This window comes from Bacillus cereus group sp. MYBK227-1 (assembly GCF_051916325.1).
In the GTDB taxonomy this organism is placed as follows: Bacteria; Bacillota; Bacilli; order Bacillales; family Bacillaceae_G; genus Bacillus_A; species Bacillus_A cereus.
The window spans coordinates 97,270-123,028 of the sequence record NZ_JBQAGK010000004.1; the positions used below are offsets into that span (position 1 = coordinate 97,270).

The window sequence follows — 25,759 nt, forward strand, 5'->3', positions numbered from 1 at the left end:
AATAAAATGTTTTGTAACTTAGCAGTTTTATCACTGAGAGAGAAGGTAGTATATTGGTTCGAAAGAAGTTTCGTTGTATCAAACAACACGATTTAAAAGACTGTGGTCCAGCTTGTTTAGCTATGATCTCACGCCACTACGGCCTTACAATATCCATATCAAAAATTCGAGAAATTGCTGGAACAGACCTACATGGCACAAACATTAAGGGTTTACTAACAGCGGCTAATAGATTGGATTTTGATACGAAGGGTGTAAAAGCAGAGAGCATAGATGCATTGTCAGAAATACCTTTGCCAGCTATTGCTCATGTCGTTATGGACGGTGGGCTACTTCATTATGTAGTCATACACAAAGTAAAGAACGGTAAAATTTATGTAGCAGATCCAGCACAAGGGCTTGTTACATATACATCGGTTGATTTCGGTCAGATTTGGCAAGGAATATTGATACTACTGGCTCCCCGTCAGAATTTCCAAAAAGGGAAGCAATCCCAAGGAACATTATCTCGATTTTTTTCACTATTAAGACCTCAAATGAGCTTGCTACTTCCACTATTTATAGCTTCTATTTTTTTTAATATATTTGGTTTTGCTGGCGCATTTTATTTTAAGTTCTTAATTGATGATATTGTTACGAAACAATTGTTACAAACACTGCATATAGTATCTATAGGAATTGTTATTTTATACATTTTTAAAGTATTACTCTCCTATTTTCGGACGCACCTCATTCTATATTTAAGTAGACGGATGGATATTCAATTAATGCTTGGATATTATCATCATGTTGTAGGCTTACCTATGAATTTTTTTGAAACCCGAAAAGTCGGTGAAATTATTTCCCGCTTTATGGATGCAAGTAAAATACGTGAAGCTTTATCGACAATTACTATTACATTAATGATTGATACAGTTATGGTTTTGTTGGGTGGTATTTTATTATATGTGCAAAGCTCCACTTTATTTGTAGTTACATTACTTCTCATCCCATTTTATATAGGGGTTATTTTTTTATTTCATAAGCCCTATCAGACCATAAACCGTAATGAAATGGAAAGTAATGCTAAATTAACATCGTATTTAGTGGAATCATTAAATGGAATCGCGACAATAAAGTCCTATAATGCGGAAAAAGAAGTGTTTTTTCAAACAGAAAATCGCTTTGTAAACTTATTAAAACATACATTTAAAAGAGGAATGTTATCAAATTTACAAGGTTCTATTAAAATGGTTTTAGCACTTATTGGAGGTACTGTTATTCTTTGGGTGGGAGCAATACAAGTCCTAAAAGGAAATATGACAATTGGCGAATTAATTACATATAATGCACTTTTAGGATATTTCTTAAATCCAATTGAAAATTTAATCGGTATTCAACCTACGATGCAATCTGCATTAGTTGCTGGCGAACGATTAAATGAAATTTTAGATTTAGATGGAGAAAAAGATGAAACAGAATATCGTAAAGTTTCTCCTAAAGCATTATCTGGGAATATAGAGTGGTCAGATGTTACATTCCGATATGGAACACGTAAAAACGTGTTGGAGAATATCAATTTTTCGATTCAATCAGGTCACCAAGTCGCATTTGTAGGAGAAAGTGGTTCAGGTAAAACGACTATTGCTAAGTTATTAATGAATTATTATGAACCACAAAAAGGTGACATATATTATGACGAATTTCATATAAAAGAGGTTAATCGTACAGCACTAAGAGATCGTATTGCTTATGTATCACAAGATTCATTCTTCTTTAGTGGATCTATTTATGATAATTTACGATTTGGATTAGAACAAATGCTTTCGTTAGAAGAAATTATTCAAGCTTGTAAGAGTGCATGTGCGCATGAATTTATTTGTGATTTACCTTTACGCTATGAAACTCATTTAGAGGAAAATGCTTCAAATCTATCTGGCGGTCAAAGACAGAGATTAGCTATTGCAAGGGCACTGTTAAAAAAACCAGATATTATTATTTTAGACGAAGCAACCAGTAACTTAGATTCAACAACAGAAAAGCATATTACAGATATGTTAAAAGACTTAGGATCCAAAGGCATAACGGTTATCATGATTGCACATCGACTTAGTACCATTCAACATGCCAATAGAATTTTTGTAATGGGAAAAGGAAATATCCTAGAAAAAGGGTCTCATGAGGAATTATTAATTCAAAAAGGTGAGTATTATCGTCTATGGAAAAATCAAACCGTTCATGCAGAGTATCTGGAGACTGAATTTGATGCAATGCGAGGTGGACAATATGGTTAAAATATACTCTCTTGATGAATTAACGGATAGTGTTGAGTTATTAGAAAGAAAACCGCCTCGTTTTATAGCTATATTGTTGAGCTTTCTTTTTTTATGTCTATTAGTTTTTGCTATTTGGGCATATGTTGGTAAAGTAGATATTGTTAGCAAAGGTACCGCTATAGTTGAAGGGAAATCAAATAGCAGTACAATTCGTACGCAAATTGTAGGTATTGTAGACACTATTTCTGTGCAATCTGGTGATGAAGTAAAAAAAGGAGAGACCTTAATCCAATTGAAGAACCAGGAGTTAACAAGTAAACAGAATCAACTAAATAACGTTATAAAACATGTAGAAGAACAAAAAGCAATGTTAGAACAACTAAAACAGAGTATTAAATCTGAAAAAGCAATTTTTTCTAAGGATTTAGATCAAAAAATACGTGATGAATACAAGGCATATGAGCAAGGGTATCAAGCTTTAGAAAAAGAACAGGATAATGAGATTAAATCCCTCATGAATAATAAGTTACCTAACGAACAAGATGAGGTTTTACAAGGGTTACTTGCGGAAAAGGAAAACATACAAAGAGAGCTAAAATTTACTCAAAAACAGAAAGAAAAGACGACATCAGAACAAATCGATTCATTTAATGAAAGGATTCAATCATTAGAGGCGCAACAAACTAATGTAGAAAAAAGAGTCGAACAAAGAAAAGTAACATTAGAAAATGAAAGAAGTAAAATTGAATCAGTTAAGGAAGGAAAACAAGAGCAAAAGAAATTTACTTTACGAAAATATAAAGAGGATGCTATTGTTTCAATTAATCAGCGTATTCAGTCAGTAGATGAGGAACTATTTGTAAAAAAACAAGAAATGGAAAGTTTACATCAACAAGGTGAAACGACTGTTATAAAGGCACAAAATGATGGTGTTATACAATTTACCTCTATTTTACAAAAAGGTGATTTAGTCGACCCTGGTCAAGAGTTAATATCGATTACTCCAAAGGAAAATATCAAAAAGATAAAGATATTAATGCCTGCTCAAGAAGTAAAAGGGATAAAAAAAGGAGACAAAGCGCAGTATTCCTTTAAATTAAAAAAGACTGATAAGCAGGTTGGGACTATAACCTATATATCTGCCCACCCTATTTTTGATAAAGATTCCAAAACATATATGTATGAAATGGAAGCTTCAATTGATACAAATGAATTTGATGAATTACATATGGGAATGGTAGGCAGAGTTTCTGTCGTTACGGGTGAAGAATCCATTTGGAGATTTATTTTACGTGAGTTAGATTTTATTTCTAATTAGTCTAAAAGGGGAAAGGGAAGAACTATTAGTAAGCACGTTGATGAAGATATTGTAGTAAAAGTTTGGCAACAAGCAGAAATCCAATGAGTATTAACAATTTGAGAAATTGGAAAAAGAGATACTTAAAATTTTTAATATGATTATAACTGTGCATTCGTTTTTGTAAATGTAACTTATGGTTCTTGCTCATTAACTTGGGCCTCTCTAACAGATGCAAAAACTGAATGTAGATCCTATGTAACGATGCCAGTTGGATTTTAAAAAAAAATAAGAAAAGGTGCATATATACTATTTAGTATATATGCACCTTTTCTTATTTTCGGCATGAAGATTGATATTAAACCGGTTACATATCATAACCATAGATAGTACAATTAGTAATTTAAAAAACAATATTTTTCATGTATTTCTCTTAATGTAATGAATTTTATTAATATTATTAGACTTAATTTCATGAAAAGAAAGTTGAAAAATAGGGTTAGAAACTATCTTGAAACCACGTGACACTTTATGTGGAAACTGTGTGTATTATTTAATGGAAAAGTTATTCTTCAAATCATAACTACTTTTATTTTCAAGAAATTTTCAGAGATAATAATAACTATTTTTTATGCAGAATTAAAAGTCTCTTTACTTAGGCTATCTCCAAAATCCTTGCAGTTAGAAGCCTTATCGCTTCATTCTTTAGATTGATACTTGCGTTAATATCCCTATCATGGTGTGTACGACAAGAAGGACAGTTCCATTCACGTAGGTTTAGATTTTTAACGTCTTTATTTTGATACCCACAAAATGAAGTTTTTAACAAACATAATATTGATATCATTCCTAAATATGTAAGTGAAGATTATAAGCCACAAAAGGATTTCTTTAAGGAGGATTTTGTTAAAAATCCTAACTCCTCTGCAGAAATTAAACGTGTAGTGGCTGAAGGAGATACAGTTGCTCTTCATGTACACTCTCGTGCTCACTCTCAAGATAAGGGAGTTGCTATAGTTGATGTATTTCGTATAAAGGATGGTAAGATTGTCGAACACTGGGATGTAATTCAAGAGATTCCAAATGAGGCAGCTAATGATAATACGATGTTTTAGGTAGAAGATATATCTAATAATTGTTTAATTGATAGAGATGTATAGGATTTAGAGATTTAGACAAGCAAAATAAAGAGGATGTCCTAGACATGGTACTAGGACATCTCTTTTTGTTTTAACAAGATTTAATTTACTATTATTTATAGAGTACTTATTTCAGGTGTTTTTTAATAAATTAACACTAAAACTACAGCGTTATAAAATTAGATAACTGCATCAGTTTGTAAGAAAGGATGAACGTGGTCCAGCAAGACATGCGTCTATACGATCTACTTGACCTTTTGTAAACATCACCATAGTGTCATCGTCAACATAATCCATATAGTTCATAAACATATCGCCATTCGGTCCATTATCACAAGAAATTGTAGGAAATGTAGGCTTTCCAGTATTTTGACCTGCTTGATTTGGCGTATCCGCAACTCGATCAGTGCCACTGCATGCACCATCATCATCGCCACCAATATGAAATAAGTTAAGCCAATGTCCAATTTCATGAGTAGCTGTTCGACCTAAATGGTAAGGCTCTGTCGCAGTACCTGTATTGCCAAAACAGTTGTATCCTATAACTACACCATCTGTTTTAGGTGGACCACCAGGAAATTGGGCGTATCCCAAAAGTCCACCCTCTAACTTACAAACCCACAGATTTAAGTATTTATCAGCTGGCCATGCATTTACTCCACCTGTACTTTGTGATTTAACGGGATCATCTAAATGTGAAAAAGATTGCTTAGTTGTATGGGTACGAGTGATACCATTTGTTTGATTTCCGTTAGGATCTTTTGTAGCAAGAAAGAATTCAACTCTAGCGTCACTTACAGAATCTTTAAATACAGAAGGTACGTTTGCTATATCAGGGTTCGCTGCACGGTAATCAAGATTTAAAACATCAATTTGACTATGAACTTGTTCCTCAGAGATATTTTGTTCCTCAGTGTTCCATACAACATGAACTACAACAGGAATTTTAACAACGGGTCTTTCTTCTTGTACACGTGCGCTATTGAGGTATTCATTCGTCATACTTTCTATTTCAACACGTGCATTTTTATATTGTTCGGATTCTTGTAGTAGTTTATGGTGAAGATCTATAGTTGCGCATCTACGCACAGTAGGTGTAATTGTTTTTTCTGATGAGTTGGTATGATTTGTCATAGTAATTTCTCCTTTAGATTGTATTTAAATTTTTAGTAATTATATACGGCAATTTAGTACTAAAAAGTTATCATATAAATGTTTAGCGCTTTTTATTTTTAATATATTCTTCAGTCATTTTTTCAATTTTTTCTCGCTCTTTTCTGTATTCTTCTGATTCCCTCAATAATTTTTCGTGCATACTCATAGTTCCACAATTACGTCTGGTAGGGGGAGTTTCTTTAGAATCACCTGATGAGTTATTGAAACTTTCTTCATGGATAAAGTTGTTCATGAAAATCCCTCTTTCATTCTAAATTTGTAACTTGAGAAGCAATAAAAGCTACATTCATTCGTAAAATATCGAGAGCAAGTGGATAATGGATATGCTCAAGAGTATCGTTTGCAGTATGTTCATTAGGATTTAATGAGTCTTCGCCCTCTATTGTTAAAACAGCAGGGACCTCCTTATTAAGAAAAGAAACATGATCGCTATCAAATGGTTCAAGAGATATTTTGACGTCAAGATCGGTATATAAAGATGCTACATTTCTTAATCCATTAATGATCTCTTCTGATAAAGGTGAACCTTCAATTAAAACTGCTGGTGTTGAAGTGTTTAATGTTCCTATCATATCCATATTGATAACTGCGCGAATTCGATTCTTATCAAGAGTAGTGAGATTTTCAACATGTTGTTTACTACCTAATAAACCTTGTTCTTCTCCCCCAAAAAGGATAAAGCGAAGATCGTGCTGTGTAGGTATGTCTTTGAATATGCGAGCAATCTCAAGGACTCCTGCACTACCACTTCCATTATCATCAGCTCCAGGAGCATTAGATGAGGGCCCTCCACTATGGTTAACTGAATCAAGATGTGCAGTAAGAATAATCAAATGGTTTCCATCATTACGATTCGTACCCAATTTGTCAGCAATAATATTTTGGCTATTTTTATCATTTACAGAGATTGTTTCACTACTAGTTTTATATCCCATTTCATCTAATATCTTACGAGCCCATGTTGCAGCTTTATCATAAAAAGAACTAGTAGAAAATCTTGTTGGATATGAAACCAAGTGGGTTAAATATGACCGGAACTGATTTTCGCTTAGTTGATTCACTAGTGATTGTATAGAATTAACAGGTGAAGAGTGATTAGGGAAAGTGTCGGAAACATGTAATTCTTTATGAGAATCATTAGTACCACCAGGAAAAATGGATGTTTTCATTCTTATAGTTTCACCACCTTAATTATATTTTTCTTAGAAAGCAGTATTTCAAATATAACTTGTGAATGAACTCATTTATTTATACAAGTATTAATTGGTAAATTTACATGTTTTATAGTGATTTATTTTTGATATATATATGAAGTTACGTGCTATTTTCGGAAGGAAATGCCATTTGGAATTATTATTGAAAGTATAGATACACCATAAAAATTTTGTGATTAGAGAATTATAAATATTCAATTCTAAAAATGTATTAGATTTAAAAATGAATATTAGATTTTTATAATATGAGAAAGACAATTTTAAAATTTAATTTTAATATTTAATTATATAGATTTAAGTTTGCAACGGTATTGAAATTGGTGTATCAGGTGTAGCCTATGATACAGCATAGAAAATGGAAGAGGGGAATAGATTAAAAAACCTAAAAAGTAAGTTCGAGATTACGTGGAACGATAACTAGGAAATGAAAATAAGAATCAGCTTATATAATAGTAATATAAATGAATAAAGCATTTAGTTTGGGTACTTTTAGAATGCAACTTAATGCATGTCTAAAAGTACCCATGTTATAACTTAATTATTTGAATGTAAATGATCACACTGTTTGGCTGGTTTAGTGGCGTGGCCATTTTCATCTGTACACCACGATTGAGATTGGAAAGCTAAGAATATTCCTACCCATCTATTTTCATCTTCAAAATGAATAAGAAGACCACCATCTTGCCATATTCCATCATCAGATTTCCATCTAGCGATATTACCTTGATTCATATGAATATCATGTATACCGCTACCAGGTACAAAATCAAAATATTTATCTGGCTCATTTTTCTCGGGTCCCCATGCCTCGCCAAAAGCGTAAATAGTTGCGTTTTGATCCATTGCTTCATTTATGTAGCCCTCTATTTTTTCCTTCAAATCATTATCAGCACCTGGTTTATTATGAGGAAGAGCAATCATTTTCTTTGGATCAAATAAACCTCCACGAATATAGTCTAGAGCAATATCTCTATTATTTTCGGTTATTGAAGTAAATCCAGAATTTAAATTTGGTAATTTGGTAATTTGTTCAGAATTGAAATTTTCACTAGCAAAGTAAAGGACTTCAGATGGACGCGCCCCCGACTTAATATTAACAGCTATTCTGTAATCGTGGTTCTGTTCATCTTTAATATGGATTTCAAAATGTGGTTTTCCAGACGTAGCTATGTCTGTATTAACAGCTTTTCCTTTTAAAACCTTATAATTTCTTAATGTCATATATAAATCCTCCTAATTTCATCATGTTATTACATCGATTAGAGTTTACAATTAGTGCATATATATTCAGTAAGAAAAAATCTATATTTTCTTATAATTCTATTTTAATGAAATGAGAAATCATTAGGGCCATAAAGAAAAACTTAAAATACTTTATAAAGGTTTAATTTCGAAATGGATAGGGAATAGCATATTAAATTTATAGTCCCTCCAAAATGAGGGGATCAATTGAAAGTGGGGGTAGTTCAAGTATTGCTGCTATAATAAGCTTACTCGATGATTGTTATGTTTTTTTATCGTATTTAGGCAATGCATATCTTCTTAACATCAATTGTACAAGTAAAAGAAGGGATCTTAATTGATATCTTCTTTTCTCATGTAAAGATAATGCAATGTAATTAAGAGGTTTCAATTCGGAGGAAGGCACTTTAGGGTGTCTTTTCTTTATTTTCTTTAAAATATACTATCATGAGCATTGGGTTATTCAGTTAATCGCGTAAAGGATAATCATTTTGTGATGAATAAGACGGACTACAAGCCATATGAAGCTTGTAGTCCTTTTAAAAAGGTTTATAGAATTCTAATAGTTCAACTGGAATATTATTTTTGTATGCTATACATGCTTTTGTATCACCAGGTTGAATGGTCTTTTTGTCAATTAACAAAAGCGCAGCAAACGTATTTGCTTCTATCTCTAATTTATCAACGGAAAAGAATGTATTCTTACGCAAAAAAGGTGTATTTGCATGAGTATGTAGAACCGCGTGTCCTAATTCATGGGCACAAACAGTTCTCTGCATAGATGGAGATAAATTAGTATTAATAACAATGAAACGATTTCTTTTTTCATATTTATAAAAACCATTTATTTCTTCATGTAAATCCCATGTTAGTACATGTATTTTTAAGTAATCTGCAAGCTCATAGGGGTTTTTCGTGTTGTATTTGGTGCAAAGATGTTGGACTAGATCTCTAATGACGAATTTCAATGTTTTCCCTCCTAAGCTTGCATCAGTTATCGTCTGGATTACGATATTTCTTAGGCACGTATTTTTTATTGATTACTTTTGTTTGTTTTACAATGTACTCCATCGCATCTAATAATGACTCTACTGCTTCTTGACTCATAGGTTCACCAGAGAACATTAAGCCATCTTCGCCTTGTAGATCTTTCTTTATTTCTTCCATTCTTTTTGCTATATCTTTCTCATCTTTTGGCGTTACTTGTTCGTTTGGTTCGTCTGTAACAGATCGACCAAGTAAATAGTCAGCTGAAACTGAAAAGCAATCAGCTAATTTACTGAGAACATCATGTGGAGGGAATCTCTCTTCTGATTCGTAGTAACCTATCATTCTTTGGGATACGCCGATTTTTTCGGCCAGTTGTTTTTGGGTTAAATTCTCTTTTTTTCGTAAGGATTTTATTCTAAGTCCTATCACATTGTTCACCTCTCTAATTGAACTAATTGTTCTCTTTGAATTCATTTTAGCACAAAAAGTTCTTTTGTGCATTGACAAAGAACAATTAGTTCTTTAATCTGTATTTAGAACCAATTGTTCTTATGGAGGTGGGATAATGGGAAATAAAATGTACGATTCGAAAAAAAACTTATATAAAGAAATTGCTAGCTATTGCGAAGTAACTGAACGCTATATTCGAATGATTGATCAAAAAGAAAGAACTCCATCAATGGAGACAGCTAGAAAGATTGCACAGTTTTTTGATAAGAGTGTAGATGATATTTTTTTTAGTAATAAATCGAACTTTAAGTTCTTTTTAACCTCGCTCTGGTTTGAGAATAATGAAAAATAGATTTTGTCACGAGCAAGTTAAAGGTAGTGAGTTCGGACCTTCGAAATTTTAATAATGGAGGGATTGGATTAGAGATTGTAACAAGTGCAGAAGGTTTGTTGATGAGATATAGGTATCGCAAAAGAATTTATTGATTTTGACAGAATGAGAGAACTGTGAATGGACAGTTAAAGAATGCAATAAGTAAGTAAACAAAGGTTCGAAAATATGAGAGGTAGATACGATGGGGATTTTCCGAGTAAAAAAAGATAATAATTATTCCGTTATTAATAATACCGGTTTAAAGGATAAAAGACTTTCTTGGAAGGCGAAAGGGATATTAGCTTACATACTCACGCTTCCAGATGATTGGGTGTTTTATAGAGAGGAATTATCGCAACATGCAAAAGACGGTATAAATAGCTTAAGATCTGGAATGCAGGAATTAAAAGAATACGGATATATTAAAAGATTTCCTGTTAGAGATGAAAAAAACAAAATTGTTAGGTGGGAGACAATTATTTACGAAATCCCAATGGATGATTTTCCACCAGTGGAAACCCTACCTGCTGGAAATCCTGTTGCTGATAACCTACCGGTGGAAAATCACAAGCTACTAAATACTAATATACAAAGTACGAAAGAACTAAATACTGATATACAAAATATAAATCATCGTCATGATAATAAACAAAAATTAATCTCACAAAGGTTAATAAATGATGATTTTAAAATAAGTCATCAATTTTTAATAAAGAATAGAATTTCATTAAGTGAAATAGCGATTATAGAGCTTGGTGCATTTTGTGAATCATTAGGTAGTGAACTAATTGGGGAAGCAGTAAATAGATCGATTGATGAAAATGTACCAAAGTGGAGATATGTACGTGGGATTCTTAAAAATTGGGAAGCCAAAAAGGTAAAAACACTCAAGGATGTAGCTATGTTAGATGCACAGTTTGATCTTGGTAAGAATAAAAAACAATTTAGGTCAGGGAATACCAAGCGAAATGAAATGGTACCAGAATGGTTACATGAAAAAGAAGAAGTTCGAGAGGAGCAGCCTATACAAAATAATGAGTTAACTATTGAAGAAGAGTGTAAGAGATTAAAAACTTTATTAAAAAAATATAAATCATAATTAACATTTATAAATTTTATTAAATTGATAATAAAGTTTAGTTTATCTTTGATGATAAAAATAAAAGCAGAATTTTAATAAAGAAAATTAGGGGGATTGTTATATGTTTGACTGGCTCAAAGATTATCAGAAACTAGAAGAAGAAATTGCATATTTAGAATATAACTTAGACAAATCAAAAGCAGAGTTAAAGCGCTGGACTAGTGGGGACTTGCAAAATGTACGATTAACTGCTGAATCGGAAGGGGCTAAAGTAGAAGATCGGATTGAAGCTATTGAATATGAATTAGGACATAAGATGAATGAAGTATTTGATTTAAAGATTTTAATTAATAAGTTTACAGGATTAGATCATCAAATACTTAAAATGAAGTATGTTGATGGAATGACTTTAGAACAAATAGCGTTTGACTTGCATTATAGTACAGGCTATATCCGACGCAAACATGCTGAAATAAGAAAAATTGTCAAGTTTGTAGATGGGTTTTAATGTTACCTTTTTGTAGGATACATGCAGTGTACAGAAAGTATTGAAAAAGTGATTTATAGTAGTAATATAAGATTTCGACGAAAGGGCAACTATTTTTATGGTTGCTCTTTTTGTTGTGAAAGAAGGTGAGCAACATGAAGTTATTTTAAAAAATAAAGTGCATTTAAGTGTTAGTTGTACTTAGTAAAGTAAGAGTTTTATAGAAAAAAATAATAGGAAAATAAGGAGAGATTTAATAATGAGTATATTAGCTGCTTCAGTTAAAACAAAGAATCTGCCACAACAAGTGTTACGTTGGCAATCAATGGTAGAAAGTGAATGTTCAGCACAAGGTGTGTCTGAATTAGTTCCCTACGTACTTGGGATTATTATGGTGGAGAGTGGAGGAAATTCTGAAACGACACCTGATATTATGCAGTCTAGTGAATCACAAGGATGGGCAATGAATACAATTAAAAACCCAAAAGATTCAATTTATTACGGAGTGAAGCATTTAAAGGGTGCTTTTGATGATGCGAAGAAAAATGGCATTACAGATTTAAGTGCCATTGTTCAATCATATAATTTTGGACGAGCTTACCTTCGCTGGTTAGCTTCTAATAATAAACAACATTCATTACCGGTGGCAGATCTGTATTCTAAAACGGTTGTTGCGCCATCACTTGGAAATACGACTGGTGCTATGGTGAAATATAGTAACCCTATCGCTGTTGCTTACAATGGTGGTTATCGATATAAAAACGGAGGGAATTTCTTCTACTCTGAAATTGTTAAACAATATGTAGATTTTGATGGAGGAACTGGTGGTGGTGACAATAAGCCTTTACAACCAAAAGGACTGGGAATTGCAACGTCTAAATACCCAGAAGGATGGGGCATCAATTTATATAGTGGTCCTGGAAAAGATGCTTGGTTTACAGGTCATGTCATTAATACAAAAATGCCATATTTAATTATAGATGCTGCTTGGTATGGCGGGAATGAAAATATGCTTTGCTTAGGTTGGGAAGCCTGGGCAAAAGAAGAACACTTTGAAGTGCAGTGGTTTCACGCTTACTCAAAATATCCAGCGGGTTATGGTATTAACACATATGATGGTCCAAATGGAAATTATAAAGGAAATGTAGATGGATCTTATCCATATGGTGTTTTTGCGAGAAAAGATGGTTACATTGATATTGGACAAAACACATGGGTAAAAGAAGAGCATTTTAATGTAAGGTAATAACAAAGTTTTTTTATTATTTGATTTTAAATTATAAATTTTAATATATAGAAAAAATATAAAAGGGTGCTTTTTTAAGTGCCTTTTTATATTACGTATGAATAGAAAGGAAGATTATTATGGCAAAATTTATTTATCCAACAGATACAACGAGAGTAACAAGTGGTTTTCGGGGAAGCAGACCAGATCATCATGGGATAGACCTTGCTGAATCGGGCTATCATCCAATTTATGCAGCGGCTAGCGGACGAGTTAGTCGTTCTTATGTTTCATCCAGTTATGGTGAATGTATTATGATTGTGCACACTATTGATGGGGTTACATGGGAAACAGTATATGCCCATATGCGTAGCGGTTCTCGAACAGTAAAAGAAGGTGATTATGTTACACAAGGACAAACTATTGGGGTTATGGGGAACACAGGGGATTCTAGTGGTCAACACTTGCATTTTGAATTGCATAAAGGGTCTTGGAACGTTAATAAGAGTAATGCTGTGAATCCATTAGACTACTTAGGAAAAGGAGATGGTGGTGGTACAACTGATCCTTCTGATAAACCACTACAACCAAAAGGGCTAGGGATCGCAACGTCTAAATACCCAGAAGGATGGGGTATCAATTTATATAGTGGCCCTGGAAAAGATGCTTGGTTCACAGGTCATGTCATTAATACGAAAATGCCATATTTAATTATAGATGCTGCTTGGTATGGTGGGAATGAAAATATGTTGTGCCTAGGTTGGGAAGCATGGGCAAAAGAAGAACACTTTGAAGTGCAGTGGTTCCATGCTTACTCAAAATATCCAGCAGGTTATGGTATTAACACATATGATGGCCCAAATGGAAATTATAAAGGAAATGTGGATGGATCTTATCCATATGGTGTTTTTGCGAGAAAAGATGGTTATATCGATATTGGACAAAACACATGGGTAAAAGAAGAGCATTTTAATGTAAGATAATATCTTTAAATCTGTATGTATTAAGTAGGATGAAAAAACTTGTTATCATACCTCTTGAGATGAGAGTAATATCTGTAAAATGCTGGGCGGAATATAGAGTGAGATTTTTGAAAGAGCAACTGATGTAAAAGGTTGCTCTTTTTCCTTTTTGAATGTGAGGACCATAACCCATTATATAAAATGCGGCATGTATGAGCATTTAGTTTCTAGATGGACTTAATAATTCAATGGAATTTTACATGATAAAAAATAAAGAGAAAAAGGAGATGTTTAGTAGTGGAAATTAGAAGAAAATTAGTGGATCCAAGTAAATATGGTATAAAGTGTCCCAATACAATGACACCAGAATTCATCACAGTACATAATACGTACAATGATGCATCAGCAGAAAATGAGATATCGTATATGATTGGGAATAATAATTCAGTGTCGTTTCATGTTGCAGTAGATGACAAAGAAGCGGTACAAGGTATTCCGTTTGATCGTAATGCTTGGCATGCAGGTGATGGTAACGGAAATGGTAATCGTAAATCTATCGGAGTGGAAATTTGCTATTCTCTAAGCGGTGGGGATAGATATTACAAGGCGGAAGATAATGCAGCAATTGTTATTGCTCAGTTAATGAAACAATTCAATATACCGATTAGTAATGTACGTACACATAAGTCCTGGAGTGGAAAGCATTGCCCACACCGAATGCTTGATGAAGGAAGATTGGATCAATTTATTGAGAAGATAAACAAAGCATTTAATAAAGATAATAATAAACCACTACAACCAAAAGGGCTAGGAATTGCAACGTCTAAATACCCAGAAGGATGGGGTATCAATTTATATAGTGGCCCTGGAAAAGATGCTTGGTTCACAGGTCATGTCATTAATACGAAAATGCCATATTTAATTATAGATGCTGCTTGGTATGGTGGGAATGAAAATATGTTGTGTCTAGGTTGGGAAGCATGGGCAAAAGAAGAACACTTTGAAGTACAGTGGTTCCATGCTTATTCAAAATATCCAGCAGGTTATGGTATTAACACATATGATGGCCCAAATGGAAATTATAAAGGAAATGTAGATGGATCTTATCCATATGGTATTTTTGCGAGAAAAGATGGTTATATCGATATTGGACAAAATACATGGGTAAAAGAAGAACATTTTAATATACGATGAGAATAAAGAGCTACTCTATGAGTGGCTTTTTATTTTTAATCAAGTAAGAAGTGGGAAAGAGGTAGTAAAATGGATAGTTTACAAGAGGTGAAGGGTGATGTTCAGGAAATAAGGCAAGATATTAAGGATATACGATTAGAAATTAGAAGTTTAGAAATGCGGACGACAGGTAATGAAAAGGATATTATTAATATTAATAAGCAATTAGACAAAATCAGTGCTAATACAACCTGGATCCTACGCCTTATTATTGGTGGACTAATTAGTGCTGCTCTTACCTTCTTTTTGAAAGGAGGAGGTATGTAATGATTGAAATTACGGCAATGATTGGGGCTGTTGTAGGAATTTCACAAATTGCAAAAACAACTGGACTGCAAACAAAATATATTCCGTTATTTAATTTAACACTTGGCATTACGCTAGGTGTTTTATTTTTGTCTCAAGATATTAAAATGAATCTATTTCAAGGAATGATTATCGGATTGTCAGCTAGTGGATTATTTGACCATACAAAAATTATAAAAAGGGATGCCGATAGAAAATGAAAAAGAAATACAAGCATATTTTATCCATAGTTGTTGCTATTATTTTAGTATTATCAATTGAAACAAATGTACTTGCTGATAGAATTCTACTTATTCCTGATTTACCAAAACAACCATACCGTTATGGTGTTGGAGCTTATGAAGGTGTTGTGGCACATTCTACAGCTACCCCAGAGGCACCAGCAATTAATATTCAAAAATATGAGTCTCGTACATGGCGTTCAGCGTTTGTTCACTACGCAGTGGATTGGGATGAAAAGATTCAAATTGCATCTACAAAACATCAGGCATGGGGGGCAGGTCCAGCAGCAAATGCAAGATTTGTTCATATTGAATTGTGTGAGACAAGTGATCCATTGAAATTTAAACGTTCATATGCAAAATATATAGAATTAATTGGGGAAATCTTGCGAGAACGAAATATTCATCCCTCTAAAGGATTATGGACACATAGGGATATTACTTATAAATTAGGTGGAACAGACCATGAAGATCCACTGGATTATCTTCGTAGTCATGGCGTATCTGAGGCTAAGTTTCGAGCAGATGTTTTAAAGGTTTATAACGGAAGCACGGTTACAGTGGATACCAAACCACAAAAACCAAATGAAATATCTAGTACAGTAGAGTCGAATGGTATTGCATATATTGAAGGATACAATGTAAATCTCCGCTCTGGACCATCAATAGAAAATAGTGTTATTCGTAAGTTACAAAAAGGTGAGGCTTATAAAGTATGGAGTAAATTAGGAAACTGGTTACATCTTGGTGGTAACCAATGGATTTATTATGATTCTTCATATATTCGTTACCAAGGCATTGAACCTGCTACAGTAATTGGTAAAAGAGTTATTTCAAAAGTAAATAATTTACGTTTCTATGATTCTCCATTTTGGCAGGATAAAGATGTTGCTGGTACTGTAGATATGGGTTTAGGATTTATTATTGATACAAAGGTAATTGTAAATAATTTATCACAATATAGAGTGCACAATAGTAAAGGTAAAACATATTATGTAACAGCAAACGAAGCCTATGTGTATGTGAAGTGAAAGAGAGGATCTGCTCTACTATGGGGCGATCCTCTTTTTTTATTATGTATAAATTAGGTTTAATGGTGAAAAGAGGAGACTATGAATGGTTTTTGGTTTGGAAAAATATTCTTGATAAAACAACATTGAAGTGTTATATTAAGATTTAATAATGTTGTATTTAAAAATGGATTTTTAACATGATATAGATTTACTTAAAGATGCCAATTTTGGGAAAATAGTAGGTAAGGTATTAAGTAAAGAGACATAGTTTTTATATGGTTGTTAATCCTATATTATAAATTAGGAGAAATATATTAAGTAAGGAGTTTTTTTATGCTGAAATGGGCTAAGTGGATTGCCATGTTTGTGATTTTTATCTGTAGTATTTTAACTATCGACGCTCTTATTGGTAGCAAAAAAGGTATAAAGGCCATTACAGCAGCAGTTGAGGAATTAACCGCAGATGAAAAAAATATAGGAAATCAAAAAGAAGTAAAGCAAGGAGCCGAAACAAGTGATTATAAACATTTAGACAAGCAGCATTATGCATGGGTAATGGATGATTATTTAAAGGACCTATCTGATGTGGCGAATCGATTTAGCATTTTAGAGGCTGATGCAGAAATTAAGGGTACTATAAACAAATCATGGGTTTCAGATGTAGGCGATGTTTTCTATAAAATGTCTTATCTCATCTCTAGTGTACGATATGTAGAACCCCCAACAGAATTAAAGGGTCTACATTCATCTATTTTAAAGGCGATGGATAACTTGCAATTTGTTATAGACAATTATGGAGATGCTGCGAGCCAAACAGATTTAGCGAAATTAGGCAAATGTTTAAAATCGTTAAGAAGTGCTAGGGATACAATAGACGAGTCCCGTAGTGAATTATCCACTTATGAATAATTATCATAAAAACCAATTAGTATTACAGAACATCCTCAAAAGTATATATGAAGTTTAGCGTTTTCTTTGCGGTTAAGGAAACAGTAATCTCAAAGGTTTCAATTCTAATGCTTGGTACATGAAAGAGGATAACAAGCAAGGAATGGAAGGCAGGGAAGATCAAAGCTGTTGAGTTCATGGACAAGGCTGGCATGAAGAAAGCGATATTTTAAAAGAAAATGAGGGAATTCGAGGAAATAAAATCATTAAAATGATATAAATAGATGTTATGCTTTTAGTATTTGACAATGCAATCACAGTCATTAGAGAGGATATAGTAGTCTGTGTAGTAACGAAACCAAAACTTAAGTTAAGTATTAGTGGACATAAAAGACCGATTTTGAATGTTATGATGTCCGCTAATGCTTATAGCGTGATTTAGTTCTATTGCTATACCAAGGCCATCATCGCCATACTGAATAAAGTGAACAAAATATAAATTTGATTCATAAGTCGGAAGAAGGCATCTTAGGGTGTCTTTTTATTTTAGATTTTTTTAGAAAATATTTGAAATATAATACAACAAATTATATTATTATTTGTATATGATTTCTAATAATTCTGAAAAAATATAGGAGGAAACAACAATGAAATTAGGAAAAATAGTATTAATTGGAGCGTTAACATTTAGTGGGTTTACTGCAGTAGAAATGAGTAAGCCTACCTCACAAGCAGCTGCAGCTTACTCAGATCCACTTAATGATGATTGGGGATTCAAAACCATTATGGATTTACAAAATTCAGAGGAAAGTACATACCAACCTGATTGGAAGATTGGGAATTTAATAACTGGTGATACATTTTACTTAACACAGCACTTTGGTAGGGAACATTTTGGTGCACAAATGAAAATTTATAAAATCCACACAAATGGTACCCTAGAACGATTCCAAACAATAGAACCAGAATTTATTCCTGGAACAGAAATTTGGCAAACACCTATCACAGATAGCTATACAAGTGGTAATTATGTCGCTGTAATTAAATATCGTGGTGAATTCACGTATTCAAATCAATTTACAATCAATTAAGGATGTAAACACATTAGAAAAAGGCACTTGAAAGAGGGCTTTTATAATTTCTCAATAACTGCAACTAATTAACGTGTTAAAATAATATTTGAATTAGAGTCCAACACATATTATTAAAATTAAATTGGTTCAAGTCGGAGTAAGGCACCTTAGGTGTCTTTTTTATGCATAAAAAATCCTCATCTTCCTATAGAAAAGATAAGGCCTTTATATATTATTTATTATCCAATTCATCAGTTTTATTATAAACGCATTTAGCTTCTCCAAAAAGACCACCGGTGTCCCATTCTCCACCATAATGAGCACATTTTAAAGGTGTACGATCGTTTCGCATACTTGGATTTTTAGGTGATTCATAGCCATCATTTACAATACTACCAACAATACATATCCCTCCAATTACAAATACCACAGCAACAATTAATAGTGTCTTCCCATTAGGACCAGTAACAATGTCGTTTACAACTTCTTTTGCTTCTTGCTGAGTTTCACCTTTTGAAAATAATGAAAGAATAATAGATATGATAAATATGAAAAATAGCACAATTATAAATACCATTACTTATGACTCCCTACTATATGTATACTATTAATTTCCTTATACGTTTTAAGCTAAGGTATCTGAAATCATAATGATAATAAATATATCCCCCCGATTAAAAGTGCAGCAGCAACAATTAATATTATTACTCCATCCGGACTATTAAGAATTTCTTTTATATGTTTTTTTGCTATTTGCTTAGTTTCTCCGCTTGAAAAGAGATAAACAATAGAATGGAGAATTAGTAAGAAAAATGCCGTAATTACCTCTAACATGGCTTATGTACCTCCTAATATATATGTACCTTTAATTATCCAGTAATTTTCTTGCACCTTGTATCAGCCTGAGTAACTGGAATGCTTAGTTCAATAAAAGCCAAAGGACAAAAATTACTCCTGTAACTGCTGCAGATCCAAAAAAACCTACCAACATTTTCCCCTCAGGACCATTAATAAGCTCTTTTAAAACTTCTTTTGCTATTCGCTGACCTTTACCACTTAAAGATATCGAAAGAATAAAGAATATTACCACTAATACAAATGAAGAAATTATTAACTCCATGACTTATGTACCTCCCCAATACATGTACGCTATTCATTAACCAATAATTGCCTTATATATTATATCAGCTAGGGTACATAAGATATAGCAAATTATTTATATAAATCATTTTATTAATTGGCATCGCATTACTATAGAGGGCTCAAGTCGGAAGAAGGCATCTTAGGGTGTTTTTTCTTTGGTCCATTACATTCATTGTTAACTCATTGATTTTTTATGTTCATTTGTTATAATTATTACTACAGTAGTATTACAGTAATACCTTGGGTATATAATAAAAGAAGAGATGCTCGATACATCTCTTCTGGTAACTGTTGCCGTAAGGCGGGTAGTTATTAAATAAAGTTATTTTCTTTTTCTAGAACTTCCCTTTTGCTTCCGACGGCGTAGGGAGGTTCTTTTACGTTTTTTGCTAATATTACTTACCAGTTTGTTTCCATAACCGGTAACAAGAGTTGTCAAAAATACTTTCAACAAATCTTGTAGCAAAGACAGTAAATATTCCATCATAGGAGTCACCTCCTTTCCCTCTACATAAAAAAAGAGAAAGGACAGCAACCAACCACCCTACGTCATACAGTTAAATCTATTCTATCATACTAGTACAATCTCACCAATATAAACAAGACCACCATTATTGATAGTCGTTTTAGGTATATTTAGAACAATTAATTACAACATTTTTATAGCAGGATTAATATATAATAATTTCGCCTTATGACCTTTATCATAAACTATTACAGGGTATATATTTTTTGTACCACGCTTTGTTAATGCATTTAACCTTCGTAGGTGTTGAAGGTTTAGAATTATTGTTTAGTATAGTCATATCATTAGAACATCCTGCGGTATTTAGACAGAATGTAACTAATAAACACCATAGTAATAATTTATTCATATAATCACTTCTAATTCTTTATTAGTTAACATTTTTTCATGAAATACGTTCTTTACTAATTTTACATTACATTAAAGTCCAGGAAATATTCTTCTACTCATAAATTGTTACATTTGATTAGGAGGGGGAACTCTGTTAATAATAAAAGTCATTCTGGTCGAAGAAAGGCATCCTATTACTGACAAAGGTAAAACTGTTAGTTCTCTAATTCTCCCAGTTATTATGTATTTGATGTATGTAACACAGGAACTAATAGCAGAAAATGAACTGAAAGGCACATAAATAGGGGTAATCTAGAAATAGATCTTCTGGTTATTTATTATACTATAGTTTTTTTTACAAAAAAAGGTATGTGCAGAGACTAGATTAGTGAACTACCCGCCACTTAACGTCCTAACGGACTGTTTGAAGTGGGGGCTTCTCGGTTAGTCGTTACTTTTGGTAGCTAACGAATTCGTCCTAAGACAGCCGAGCTAACTCCCTTGTTCCAAGGGTTATTTTATTGCTATCTATGCTAACGCTAATAGGCGTATTGCTTCATTTTTGATATTGATAGCTGCGTTATAATCTCTATCGAGATTTACACCACATATACAAGAATATACTCGCTCAGACAATGACATATTTTTCACATTTCCACAACTGCTACATGTTTTTGTGGAAGGAAACCATTTGTCTATTTTCACAAGTTGTTTGCCTTGTTCGTGTAGTTTATAAGCTAAGAAAGAAGTGAACATACCCCAAGCATTATCAGCGACACTTTTTCCAAAATGAAGTACTTGCGACATTCCTCTCATATTTAGATCTTCAATAGCTACAACATCAAAATGAGTAGCTAACTCTTTAGACTTATGATGAAGGAAGTTCTTACGTTGGTTCGCTACTTTTTCATGTAACTTAGCTACACGGGTACGTTGTTTATTCCAACGAATAGAACCTTTTGTTCTTCTTGATAATACTCGTTGTGCCTTTGCTAATCGGTCTAACATTTCACGATAGAACTTAGGATAATTGGCTCTCTCACCCTCAGAACTAACGTATAATCGATCCATCGCAAAGTCTAATCCAACAACTGTTTCTACTTCTTTTTGTACAATCTCTTTTTCGTATTCAGTCAAGATAGACACATAGTATTTACCAGTAGATGTCATAGAAATCGTACATGACTTGATTACATGGTCTTGTGGTATTTCTCTATGCTGCTTGATACGTACCATTTTCAGTTTTGGCAATTTGATATGACCGTTAAGCAATATAATATTTCCGTTCACTACATTCGTTGTATAAGACTTTCTGTCTTTTTTGCTTTTGAATGTTGGGAAGTCATTTTGACCACGAAAGAAATTCTTATAGGCAGTTTGCAAGTTTAGTTGAGCATTTGCCAATGCTAATGAATCAACTTCTTTTAACCACTCAAATTCTGCTTTGTATTTCGCAGGAGTGGGAAGCTTTTGTTTCTTGAGTTGTTCCTTATCATCTTTGTATTTTTCGTACACTTCTTTTCGTTCAGCTAACATTCTATTATACACGAAACGTACACAACCGAAGGTTTTACGCATAAGATGTGCTTGTTCTTCTGTTGGATACAAACGGAATTTATACGCTTTATTATGCTTTGTCATATCATTTCACCTCACTTTTCACCTTGATTTTCAATATATGTTTTTACTACGTCTATTGGCGAACCACCAGTAGTTAGCAAGCAAAAACTTCTTGACCAAAACATCTCTTTCCAAAGTTTCTTTTTCACTTGTGGAAAATCTCTTTTAATAAGTCGAGAACTTGCACTTTTATAAGCATTGATGAATTTTGTCATTTCTGTATTAGGGTGTGCCTTGAACAAAATATGAACATGATCTACATCATGATTCCATTCAACTAATGTGATGTTATAGTTTTCAGATAGTCGAACAAACATATTTTTTGCATAGTCTGACATATCATCATCAAACACGTTTCTTCTGTATTTCACGACCAATACAAGGTGATAATACAACAAGAATACTGAATGGTTATTACTATCTAATTTCATTTATATACCAGCCTTTATCATTTATAAGACTGATTATATCAGAGGCAAAATAAAAAGGAAAACCTTTTGGCTACGCCAAACCGAAATTCATCTCCCACCTACCGTTGGGCTACGCCCTTCACACGCTTGAGGAAGGAGAATTCTTTCGAAAAATTCGTTAAAATTACAATGTAGGGGGCTGGGGAGGGAGTTAAAACAGGGTGATAAAAAAGAGTTTTAGAAAATATACATGTGACTATTTAGAGTATCATAGGTGTACTAATATTGTTTTGTATTTTAAGTTAAAATACTATAATAAATCTTTCTTCTTTAATTTATAAAGAAATTTCACCTTCATTAGCTAATAATGTAGGGCCAATCCATATGGAAAACATGTCCAAACCTTTACCTGAACATGGCCATGTTTATACTTTCAAATTCATGAAGTCTAAACTTAGTGTGATCAGACTGAAAACATCCTCATAAAACCTAGTTTTAGTCATTGGTTTAATATGAATTATATTTCTTTACAGAAAAACTGCCTGCAAAATCTTAGAGATATGTCTAAGGTTTTGCAGGCAGTTTTTTATATACTCACTACGGTAGAGTTACACCAATTTTTTCACGCTCACTACGGTAGAGCTACACCAAATTTAATCGCCATTCTTTTAATTTATATGATTGCGAAGGTGAATGGGTAAGAACTTCGCTGAATATGTGCCTGTTCTTTTAATTTATATAATTACGGAGGTGAAACAGAAAAGAACTCCGCTAAATTTGATCTTTGTCTGCTATTAATATAGCTGATTGTATTGGAAAAAGAACTCCCGTCTATCATCGGTTTTCTATGAATCGGGAGGTGATGTTTTGCTCACTTACGGTAGAGCTACACCAAATTTAATCACCATTCTTTTAATTTGTATGATTACGAAGGTGAATGGGTAAGAACTTCGCTGAATATGTGCCTGTTCTTTTAATTTGTATAATTACGGAGGTGAAACAGAAAAGAACTCCGCTGAATTTGATCTTTATCGGTTTTTTATTTAGGTGAGCGTCTCCCGAAAAACAGCTCCTGTTTTTACTTCGTTTAATTGTTGTTTTCATTATAAAGTATTAAGAAGGGAAAATGCAATAACTTTACTTAATTTAACAACTATTATATCATAACATAATGTATAATGAATATGCAAATAAAATAATTTACTGTGATTTTAGGGCAGCAAAGTTTGTGTTCTATATGGTTATTGGAAATTGGAGGTCATTTTTTCGGTATGAGGATTTTTGCCATAATAGCTGTAATTATTATAGGACTAATCTTTTTTAAAACAATAATGTTGCAGATACTTGCACTTTTAGCGCTGATCTTCGTGATTATAATTGGAGCATACTATCTATTTCAATTTCTTTTGGGATGTATAGGACTAATTGTGATAGTTGTTGGAGCTATCATGGCCCTTTCTTTAATCATATATGCAGTTACAACATGGTTTTAAACAATGTAAATATAACATTTCTTAAAACTATTTAGTTTTTTTGGCATTATACCTTATAGAAAGGAATGATTCAGTATGCATGAATCATGTGGGGCATAGAGATGGAAAATTTAAAAGATAAACTTTGGGGAATTTTAAAAAGCTCGATAGGACCTGTTCTTTTATTTGCGATGGTTTTTGTATTTGTTATTGATTGGAACGACTTAAAAACGATAGATTATGTTTTTATTATAACAACTATCTGTTTTGCAGTAGCCACACTACTTAATATAGTTACGACAATTATAAATGAACGATTATAAAAGCGAGGGATTAAGAATGTATGAATTAAAAAGCGAAGAGGATATTAAACAAATTGTAATTGATCATGTTTTGACAACATCAGAGGTATTGGAAATATTGAACGTATCTCGTCCTAGATTGAATGAGTTAGTTAAGAAGGAGCGGATTATCCCATTAAAACAAACGAAAAATATGAGTTTGTTTTGGAGATCAGAAGTGGAAAAGCTAAATGAAGAACTGGCTGTATTAAGAAAGAAATACGGTCCCAAGGCATAAGGACAATATAAATCGAGCTGTTACAACATGGTTTTGAAACATGTAGAAATTAATCGTTCCAAGTTATATAGATGATTCAACTATACGCAATAGAAAGGAATGATTTAGTATGCTGAATCATGAGGGAAAACAAATGAGAAAGTTAAAAGATAATTTTATTAGCTTTTTAAACAGCAGGTTTGTAATTATTCTCATGTTAACAATAGTTTTAGTATTCTTTGTTAACTGGAATTATTTAGGGATATTAGATTATGTTGTAATTACAACAACTACTATTTATGTATTACTTCTAGTAATAAGATTAATTTTAGCATTTATTAAAAAACGATTATGAAAATAGGTGATTAAGCATGTATGAATTGAAAAGTAAAGAGGATATTAAAAAATTTGTAAATGATTATATTTTGACAACATCAGAAGCAATGGAAATAATGAATGTAAATCGCGCTAGGTTAAATGTATTGGTTAAAAAGGAACGGATTATCCCATTAAAACAAATGAAAAATATGAGTTTGTTTTGGAGATCAGATGTAGAAAAACTAAGTGAAGAACTGGCAGTATTAAGAAAGAAATACGGTCCGAAGGCATAAGCGCAAATATAAATCTATTGGTTACTACATATTTCTGAACAATGTAGATATTAATTGTCTAAGTTATATAGATTATTCAATTATACCTCTGGAACTATAAAGAAGACCCATCCGGTTAGCGTCATATTTGAACAACTGCTCAGGATTTTCAAGCTGCTTTCGGACTAAATGAAGGTGATGAAAAGTACATCTCAAGTATAGATTTGTAAGGGCTGGCCTTAGCTGCTATTCAAGGTTTTAATGAGAAAAATGAATAACTCTAGGCTGAAAATGCTGAGCTGCATATGATATTAGCTAACCTTGAGGAACGTATATTGGCTCTAGAATCTAAGAGATAAATCAAAGGAAGTAAACAAAAGGACCCTTCGTAGGTCCTTTTGTTTGTTATCATCGTAAACTCAAGCTGTTCTGATGCTGATGTAAAAAATGTAAAATTTCCAAACCGAATTTCCTTTAGCAGCCTG

The 25,759-nt window shown here is 32.7% G+C and carries 29 protein-coding genes and 2 pseudogenes; 18 read left to right on the plus strand and 13 right to left on the minus strand.

What is annotated here, in order from left to right; genetic code table 11:
• Positions 1-53: 53 nt before the first annotated feature.
• Positions 54-2,273, plus strand: a complete 2,220-nt coding sequence (locus ACTFRM_RS19525) for a peptidase domain-containing ABC transporter (RefSeq protein ID WP_000251809.1) — start codon at positions 54-56, stop codon at positions 2,271-2,273.
• The gene (locus ACTFRM_RS19530; protein ID WP_000239149.1) at positions 2,266-3,573 is read left to right on the plus strand and encodes an HlyD family efflux transporter periplasmic adaptor subunit; all 1,308 of its coding nucleotides are present in this window, start codon (positions 2,266-2,268) and stop codon (positions 3,571-3,573) included. The genes ACTFRM_RS19525 and ACTFRM_RS19530 overlap by 8 nt, the downstream gene beginning before the upstream one ends.
• Positions 3,574-4,207: 634 nt before the next feature.
• On the opposite strand, the pseudogene ACTFRM_RS19535 reads toward ACTFRM_RS19530, so the two are convergent.
• Positions 4,208-4,369: pseudogene (locus ACTFRM_RS19535) on the minus strand (zinc ribbon domain-containing protein); the annotation flags it as partial.
• Between ACTFRM_RS19535 and ACTFRM_RS19540 the strand changes: the two are divergent.
• Positions 4,365-4,667 (plus strand): annotated as a pseudogene (locus tag ACTFRM_RS19540) (nuclear transport factor 2 family protein); the annotation flags it as partial. The pseudogenes ACTFRM_RS19535 and ACTFRM_RS19540 overlap by 5 nt on opposite strands.
• Positions 4,668-4,883: 216 nt before the next feature.
• Here ACTFRM_RS19540 and ACTFRM_RS19545 read toward each other — a convergent pair.
• The 6 genes from ACTFRM_RS19545 to ACTFRM_RS19570 form a co-directional block, all read right to left on the minus strand.
• Positions 4,884-5,825, minus strand: a complete 942-nt coding sequence (locus tag ACTFRM_RS19545; protein ID WP_000181486.1) for a zinc metalloprotease — start codon at positions 5,823-5,825, stop codon at positions 4,884-4,886.
• 82 nt (positions 5,826-5,907) lie between these two features.
• Positions 5,908-6,099: a hypothetical protein gene (locus tag ACTFRM_RS19550; RefSeq protein WP_001058668.1), complete on the minus strand. Its 192-nt coding sequence runs from the start codon at positions 6,097-6,099 to the stop codon at positions 5,908-5,910.
• 13 nt (positions 6,100-6,112) lie between these two features.
• Entirely contained in the window at positions 6,113-7,036 is a 924-nt protein-coding gene (locus ACTFRM_RS19555) for a M28 family metallopeptidase (protein ID WP_322372712.1), read from the minus strand.
• A 579-nt stretch (positions 7,037-7,615) separates the two neighbouring features.
• The gene (locus tag ACTFRM_RS19560) at positions 7,616-8,302 is read right to left on the minus strand and encodes a YukJ family protein (protein ID WP_000175370.1); all 687 of its coding nucleotides are present in this window, start codon (positions 8,300-8,302) and stop codon (positions 7,616-7,618) included.
• A gap of 560 nt (positions 8,303-8,862) precedes the next feature.
• Positions 8,863-9,291 (minus strand): ImmA/IrrE family metallo-endopeptidase, encoded by a 429-nt coding sequence (locus ACTFRM_RS19565; RefSeq protein ID WP_098450982.1) that lies wholly within the window; start codon positions 9,289-9,291, stop codon positions 8,863-8,865.
• Between the two features lie 22 nt (positions 9,292-9,313).
• A complete protein-coding gene (locus ACTFRM_RS19570; RefSeq protein WP_078984856.1) occupies positions 9,314-9,742 on the minus strand; it encodes a helix-turn-helix domain-containing protein in 429 nt (142 codons plus the stop codon).
• A gap of 136 nt (positions 9,743-9,878) precedes the next feature.
• Between ACTFRM_RS19570 and ACTFRM_RS19575 the strand changes: the two genes are divergently transcribed.
• The 11 genes from ACTFRM_RS19575 (at position 9,879) to ACTFRM_RS19625 (ending at position 18,643) form a co-directional block, all read left to right on the plus strand.
• On the plus strand, positions 9,879-10,115 hold the full coding sequence (locus ACTFRM_RS19575) for a helix-turn-helix transcriptional regulator (protein WP_000527106.1): 237 nt from the start codon (positions 9,879-9,881) through the stop codon (positions 10,113-10,115).
• Between the two features lie 223 nt (positions 10,116-10,338).
• The gene (locus ACTFRM_RS19580) at positions 10,339-11,235 is read left to right on the plus strand and encodes a DnaD domain protein (RefSeq protein ID WP_322372714.1); all 897 of its coding nucleotides are present in this window, start codon (positions 10,339-10,341) and stop codon (positions 11,233-11,235) included.
• A gap of 103 nt (positions 11,236-11,338) precedes the next feature.
• On the plus strand, positions 11,339-11,725 hold the full coding sequence (locus ACTFRM_RS19585; RefSeq protein ID WP_065705261.1) for a hypothetical protein: 387 nt from the start codon (positions 11,339-11,341) through the stop codon (positions 11,723-11,725).
• 238 nt (positions 11,726-11,963) lie between these two features.
• Positions 11,964-12,950 carry a lysozyme family protein gene (locus ACTFRM_RS19590; RefSeq protein WP_322372715.1) on the plus strand — a complete coding sequence of 329 codons (987 nt, stop codon included), beginning with the start codon at positions 11,964-11,966 and terminating at the stop codon, positions 12,948-12,950.
• A gap of 119 nt (positions 12,951-13,069) precedes the next feature.
• On the plus strand, positions 13,070-13,912 hold the full coding sequence (locus tag ACTFRM_RS19595) for a M23 family metallopeptidase (RefSeq protein WP_322372716.1): 843 nt from the start codon (positions 13,070-13,072) through the stop codon (positions 13,910-13,912).
• Positions 13,913-14,188: 276 nt separating this feature from the next.
• A complete protein-coding gene (locus ACTFRM_RS19600; RefSeq protein WP_322372717.1) occupies positions 14,189-15,085 on the plus strand; it encodes a peptidoglycan recognition protein family protein in 897 nt (298 codons plus the stop codon).
• Between the two features lie 69 nt (positions 15,086-15,154).
• On the plus strand, positions 15,155-15,391 hold the full coding sequence (locus ACTFRM_RS19605; protein ID WP_000377826.1) for a hemolysin XhlA family protein: 237 nt from the start codon (positions 15,155-15,157) through the stop codon (positions 15,389-15,391).
• The gene (locus ACTFRM_RS19610) at positions 15,391-15,630 is read left to right on the plus strand and encodes a hypothetical protein (RefSeq protein ID WP_000570182.1); all 240 of its coding nucleotides are present in this window, start codon (positions 15,391-15,393) and stop codon (positions 15,628-15,630) included. Before ACTFRM_RS19605 ends, ACTFRM_RS19610 begins: the two co-directional genes overlap by 1 nt.
• Positions 15,627-16,682, plus strand: coding sequence for an N-acetylmuramoyl-L-alanine amidase (locus ACTFRM_RS19615; RefSeq protein WP_088321850.1), 1,056 nt, complete (start codon positions 15,627-15,629; stop codon positions 16,680-16,682). Before ACTFRM_RS19610 ends, ACTFRM_RS19615 begins: the two co-directional genes overlap by 4 nt.
• A 315-nt stretch (positions 16,683-16,997) precedes the next feature.
• A complete protein-coding gene (locus tag ACTFRM_RS19620) occupies positions 16,998-17,573 on the plus strand; it encodes a hypothetical protein (RefSeq protein ID WP_400589670.1) in 576 nt (191 codons plus the stop codon).
• Positions 17,574-18,199: 626 nt separating this feature from the next.
• Positions 18,200-18,643, plus strand: coding sequence for a DUF5065 family protein (locus ACTFRM_RS19625; protein WP_322372722.1), 444 nt, complete (start codon positions 18,200-18,202; stop codon positions 18,641-18,643).
• Positions 18,644-18,857: 214 nt separating this feature from the next.
• Here the strand turns inward: ACTFRM_RS19625 and ACTFRM_RS19630 are convergent, their stop codons facing one another.
• From ACTFRM_RS19630 to tnpA, 6 genes are all read right to left on the minus strand, one after another.
• Positions 18,858-19,202: a hypothetical protein gene (locus ACTFRM_RS19630; protein ID WP_000231285.1), complete on the minus strand. Its 345-nt coding sequence runs from the start codon at positions 19,200-19,202 to the stop codon at positions 18,858-18,860.
• 68 nt (positions 19,203-19,270) lie between these two features.
• Entirely contained in the window at positions 19,271-19,459 is a 189-nt protein-coding gene (locus ACTFRM_RS19635; RefSeq protein ID WP_000895161.1) for a hypothetical protein, read from the minus strand.
• An 85-nt stretch (positions 19,460-19,544) separates the two neighbouring features.
• The gene (locus ACTFRM_RS19640) at positions 19,545-19,745 is read right to left on the minus strand and encodes a hypothetical protein (protein WP_065705274.1); all 201 of its coding nucleotides are present in this window, start codon (positions 19,743-19,745) and stop codon (positions 19,545-19,547) included.
• A gap of 345 nt (positions 19,746-20,090) precedes the next feature.
• The gene (locus tag ACTFRM_RS19645) at positions 20,091-20,255 is read right to left on the minus strand and encodes a hypothetical protein (protein WP_173601114.1); all 165 of its coding nucleotides are present in this window, start codon (positions 20,253-20,255) and stop codon (positions 20,091-20,093) included.
• A gap of 897 nt (positions 20,256-21,152) precedes the next feature.
• The gene (locus ACTFRM_RS19650) at positions 21,153-22,265 is read right to left on the minus strand and encodes an RNA-guided endonuclease TnpB family protein (protein ID WP_440023268.1); all 1,113 of its coding nucleotides are present in this window, start codon (positions 22,263-22,265) and stop codon (positions 21,153-21,155) included.
• 11 nt (positions 22,266-22,276) lie between these two features.
• Positions 22,277-22,675, minus strand: a complete 399-nt coding sequence (gene tnpA, locus ACTFRM_RS19655; protein ID WP_065705278.1) for an IS200/IS605 family transposase — start codon at positions 22,673-22,675, stop codon at positions 22,277-22,279.
• 1,558 nt (positions 22,676-24,233) lie between these two features.
• On the opposite strand from tnpA, the gene ACTFRM_RS19660 reads away from it, so the two are divergent.
• The 4 genes from ACTFRM_RS19660 to ACTFRM_RS19675 all read left to right on the plus strand — a co-directional run bounded on the left by ACTFRM_RS19660 (position 24,234) and on the right by ACTFRM_RS19675 (position 25,295).
• Positions 24,234-24,449, plus strand: a complete 216-nt coding sequence (locus tag ACTFRM_RS19660) for a hypothetical protein (RefSeq protein ID WP_141559141.1) — start codon at positions 24,234-24,236, stop codon at positions 24,447-24,449.
• Positions 24,436-24,705, plus strand: coding sequence for a DNA-binding protein (locus tag ACTFRM_RS19665; RefSeq protein WP_324657062.1), 270 nt, complete (start codon positions 24,436-24,438; stop codon positions 24,703-24,705). Before ACTFRM_RS19660 ends, ACTFRM_RS19665 begins: the two co-directional genes overlap by 14 nt.
• A 109-nt stretch (positions 24,706-24,814) precedes the next feature.
• Positions 24,815-25,039 carry a hypothetical protein gene (locus ACTFRM_RS19670; RefSeq protein WP_324657061.1) on the plus strand — a complete coding sequence of 75 codons (225 nt, stop codon included), beginning with the start codon at positions 24,815-24,817 and terminating at the stop codon, positions 25,037-25,039.
• A gap of 16 nt (positions 25,040-25,055) precedes the next feature.
• The gene (locus tag ACTFRM_RS19675; RefSeq protein WP_440043504.1) at positions 25,056-25,295 is read left to right on the plus strand and encodes a DNA-binding protein; all 240 of its coding nucleotides are present in this window, start codon (positions 25,056-25,058) and stop codon (positions 25,293-25,295) included.
• Positions 25,296-25,759 lie beyond the last annotated feature (464 nt).

Coding starts and splice junctions, on each gene's coding strand:
- ACTFRM_RS19665 (WP_324657062.1), top strand. CDS start 24,436: ATGAACGATTATAAAAGCGAGGGATTAAGAATGTATGAATTAAAAAGC.
- tnpA (WP_065705278.1), bottom strand. CDS start 22,675: ATGAAATTAGATAGTAATAACCATTCAGTATTCTTGTTGTATTATCAC.
- ACTFRM_RS19675 (WP_440043504.1), top strand. CDS start 25,056: ATGTATGAATTGAAAAGTAAAGAGGATATTAAAAAATTTGTAAATGAT.
- ACTFRM_RS19670 (WP_324657061.1), top strand. CDS start 24,815: ATGCTGAATCATGAGGGAAAACAAATGAGAAAGTTAAAAGATAATTTT.
- ACTFRM_RS19635 (WP_000895161.1), bottom strand. CDS start 19,459: ATGTTAGAGGTAATTACGGCATTTTTCTTACTAATTCTCCATTCTATT.
- ACTFRM_RS19545 (WP_000181486.1), bottom strand. CDS start 5,825: ATGACAAATCATACCAACTCATCAGAAAAAACAATTACACCTACTGTG.
- ACTFRM_RS19590 (WP_322372715.1), top strand. CDS start 11,964: ATGAGTATATTAGCTGCTTCAGTTAAAACAAAGAATCTGCCACAACAA.
- ACTFRM_RS19585 (WP_065705261.1), top strand. CDS start 11,339: ATGTTTGACTGGCTCAAAGATTATCAGAAACTAGAAGAAGAAATTGCA.
- ACTFRM_RS19620 (WP_400589670.1), top strand. CDS start 16,998: ATGCTGAAATGGGCTAAGTGGATTGCCATGTTTGTGATTTTTATCTGT.
- ACTFRM_RS19550 (WP_001058668.1), bottom strand. CDS start 6,099: ATGAACAACTTTATCCATGAAGAAAGTTTCAATAACTCATCAGGTGAT.
- ACTFRM_RS19640 (WP_065705274.1), bottom strand. CDS start 19,745: ATGGAGTTAATAATTTCTTCATTTGTATTAGTGGTAATATTCTTTATT.
- ACTFRM_RS19575 (WP_000527106.1), top strand. CDS start 9,879: ATGGGAAATAAAATGTACGATTCGAAAAAAAACTTATATAAAGAAATT.
- ACTFRM_RS19595 (WP_322372716.1), top strand. CDS start 13,070: ATGGCAAAATTTATTTATCCAACAGATACAACGAGAGTAACAAGTGGT.
- ACTFRM_RS19555 (WP_322372712.1), bottom strand. CDS start 7,036: ATGAAAACATCCATTTTTCCTGGTGGTACTAATGATTCTCATAAAGAA.
- ACTFRM_RS19650 (WP_440023268.1), bottom strand. CDS start 22,265: ATGACAAAGCATAATAAAGCGTATAAATTCCGTTTGTATCCAACAGAA.
- ACTFRM_RS19625 (WP_322372722.1), top strand. CDS start 18,200: ATGAAATTAGGAAAAATAGTATTAATTGGAGCGTTAACATTTAGTGGG.
- ACTFRM_RS19605 (WP_000377826.1), top strand. CDS start 15,155: ATGGATAGTTTACAAGAGGTGAAGGGTGATGTTCAGGAAATAAGGCAA.
- ACTFRM_RS19610 (WP_000570182.1), top strand. CDS start 15,391: ATGATTGAAATTACGGCAATGATTGGGGCTGTTGTAGGAATTTCACAA.
- ACTFRM_RS19580 (WP_322372714.1), top strand. CDS start 10,339: ATGGGGATTTTCCGAGTAAAAAAAGATAATAATTATTCCGTTATTAAT.
- ACTFRM_RS19630 (WP_000231285.1), bottom strand. CDS start 19,202: ATGGTATTTATAATTGTGCTATTTTTCATATTTATCATATCTATTATT.
- ACTFRM_RS19645 (WP_173601114.1), bottom strand. CDS start 20,255: ATGATGGAATATTTACTGTCTTTGCTACAAGATTTGTTGAAAGTATTT.
- ACTFRM_RS19530 (WP_000239149.1), top strand. CDS start 2,266: ATGGTTAAAATATACTCTCTTGATGAATTAACGGATAGTGTTGAGTTA.
- ACTFRM_RS19615 (WP_088321850.1), top strand. CDS start 15,627: ATGAAAAAGAAATACAAGCATATTTTATCCATAGTTGTTGCTATTATT.
- ACTFRM_RS19660 (WP_141559141.1), top strand. CDS start 24,234: ATGTGGGGCATAGAGATGGAAAATTTAAAAGATAAACTTTGGGGAATT.
- ACTFRM_RS19560 (WP_000175370.1), bottom strand. CDS start 8,302: ATGACATTAAGAAATTATAAGGTTTTAAAAGGAAAAGCTGTTAATACA.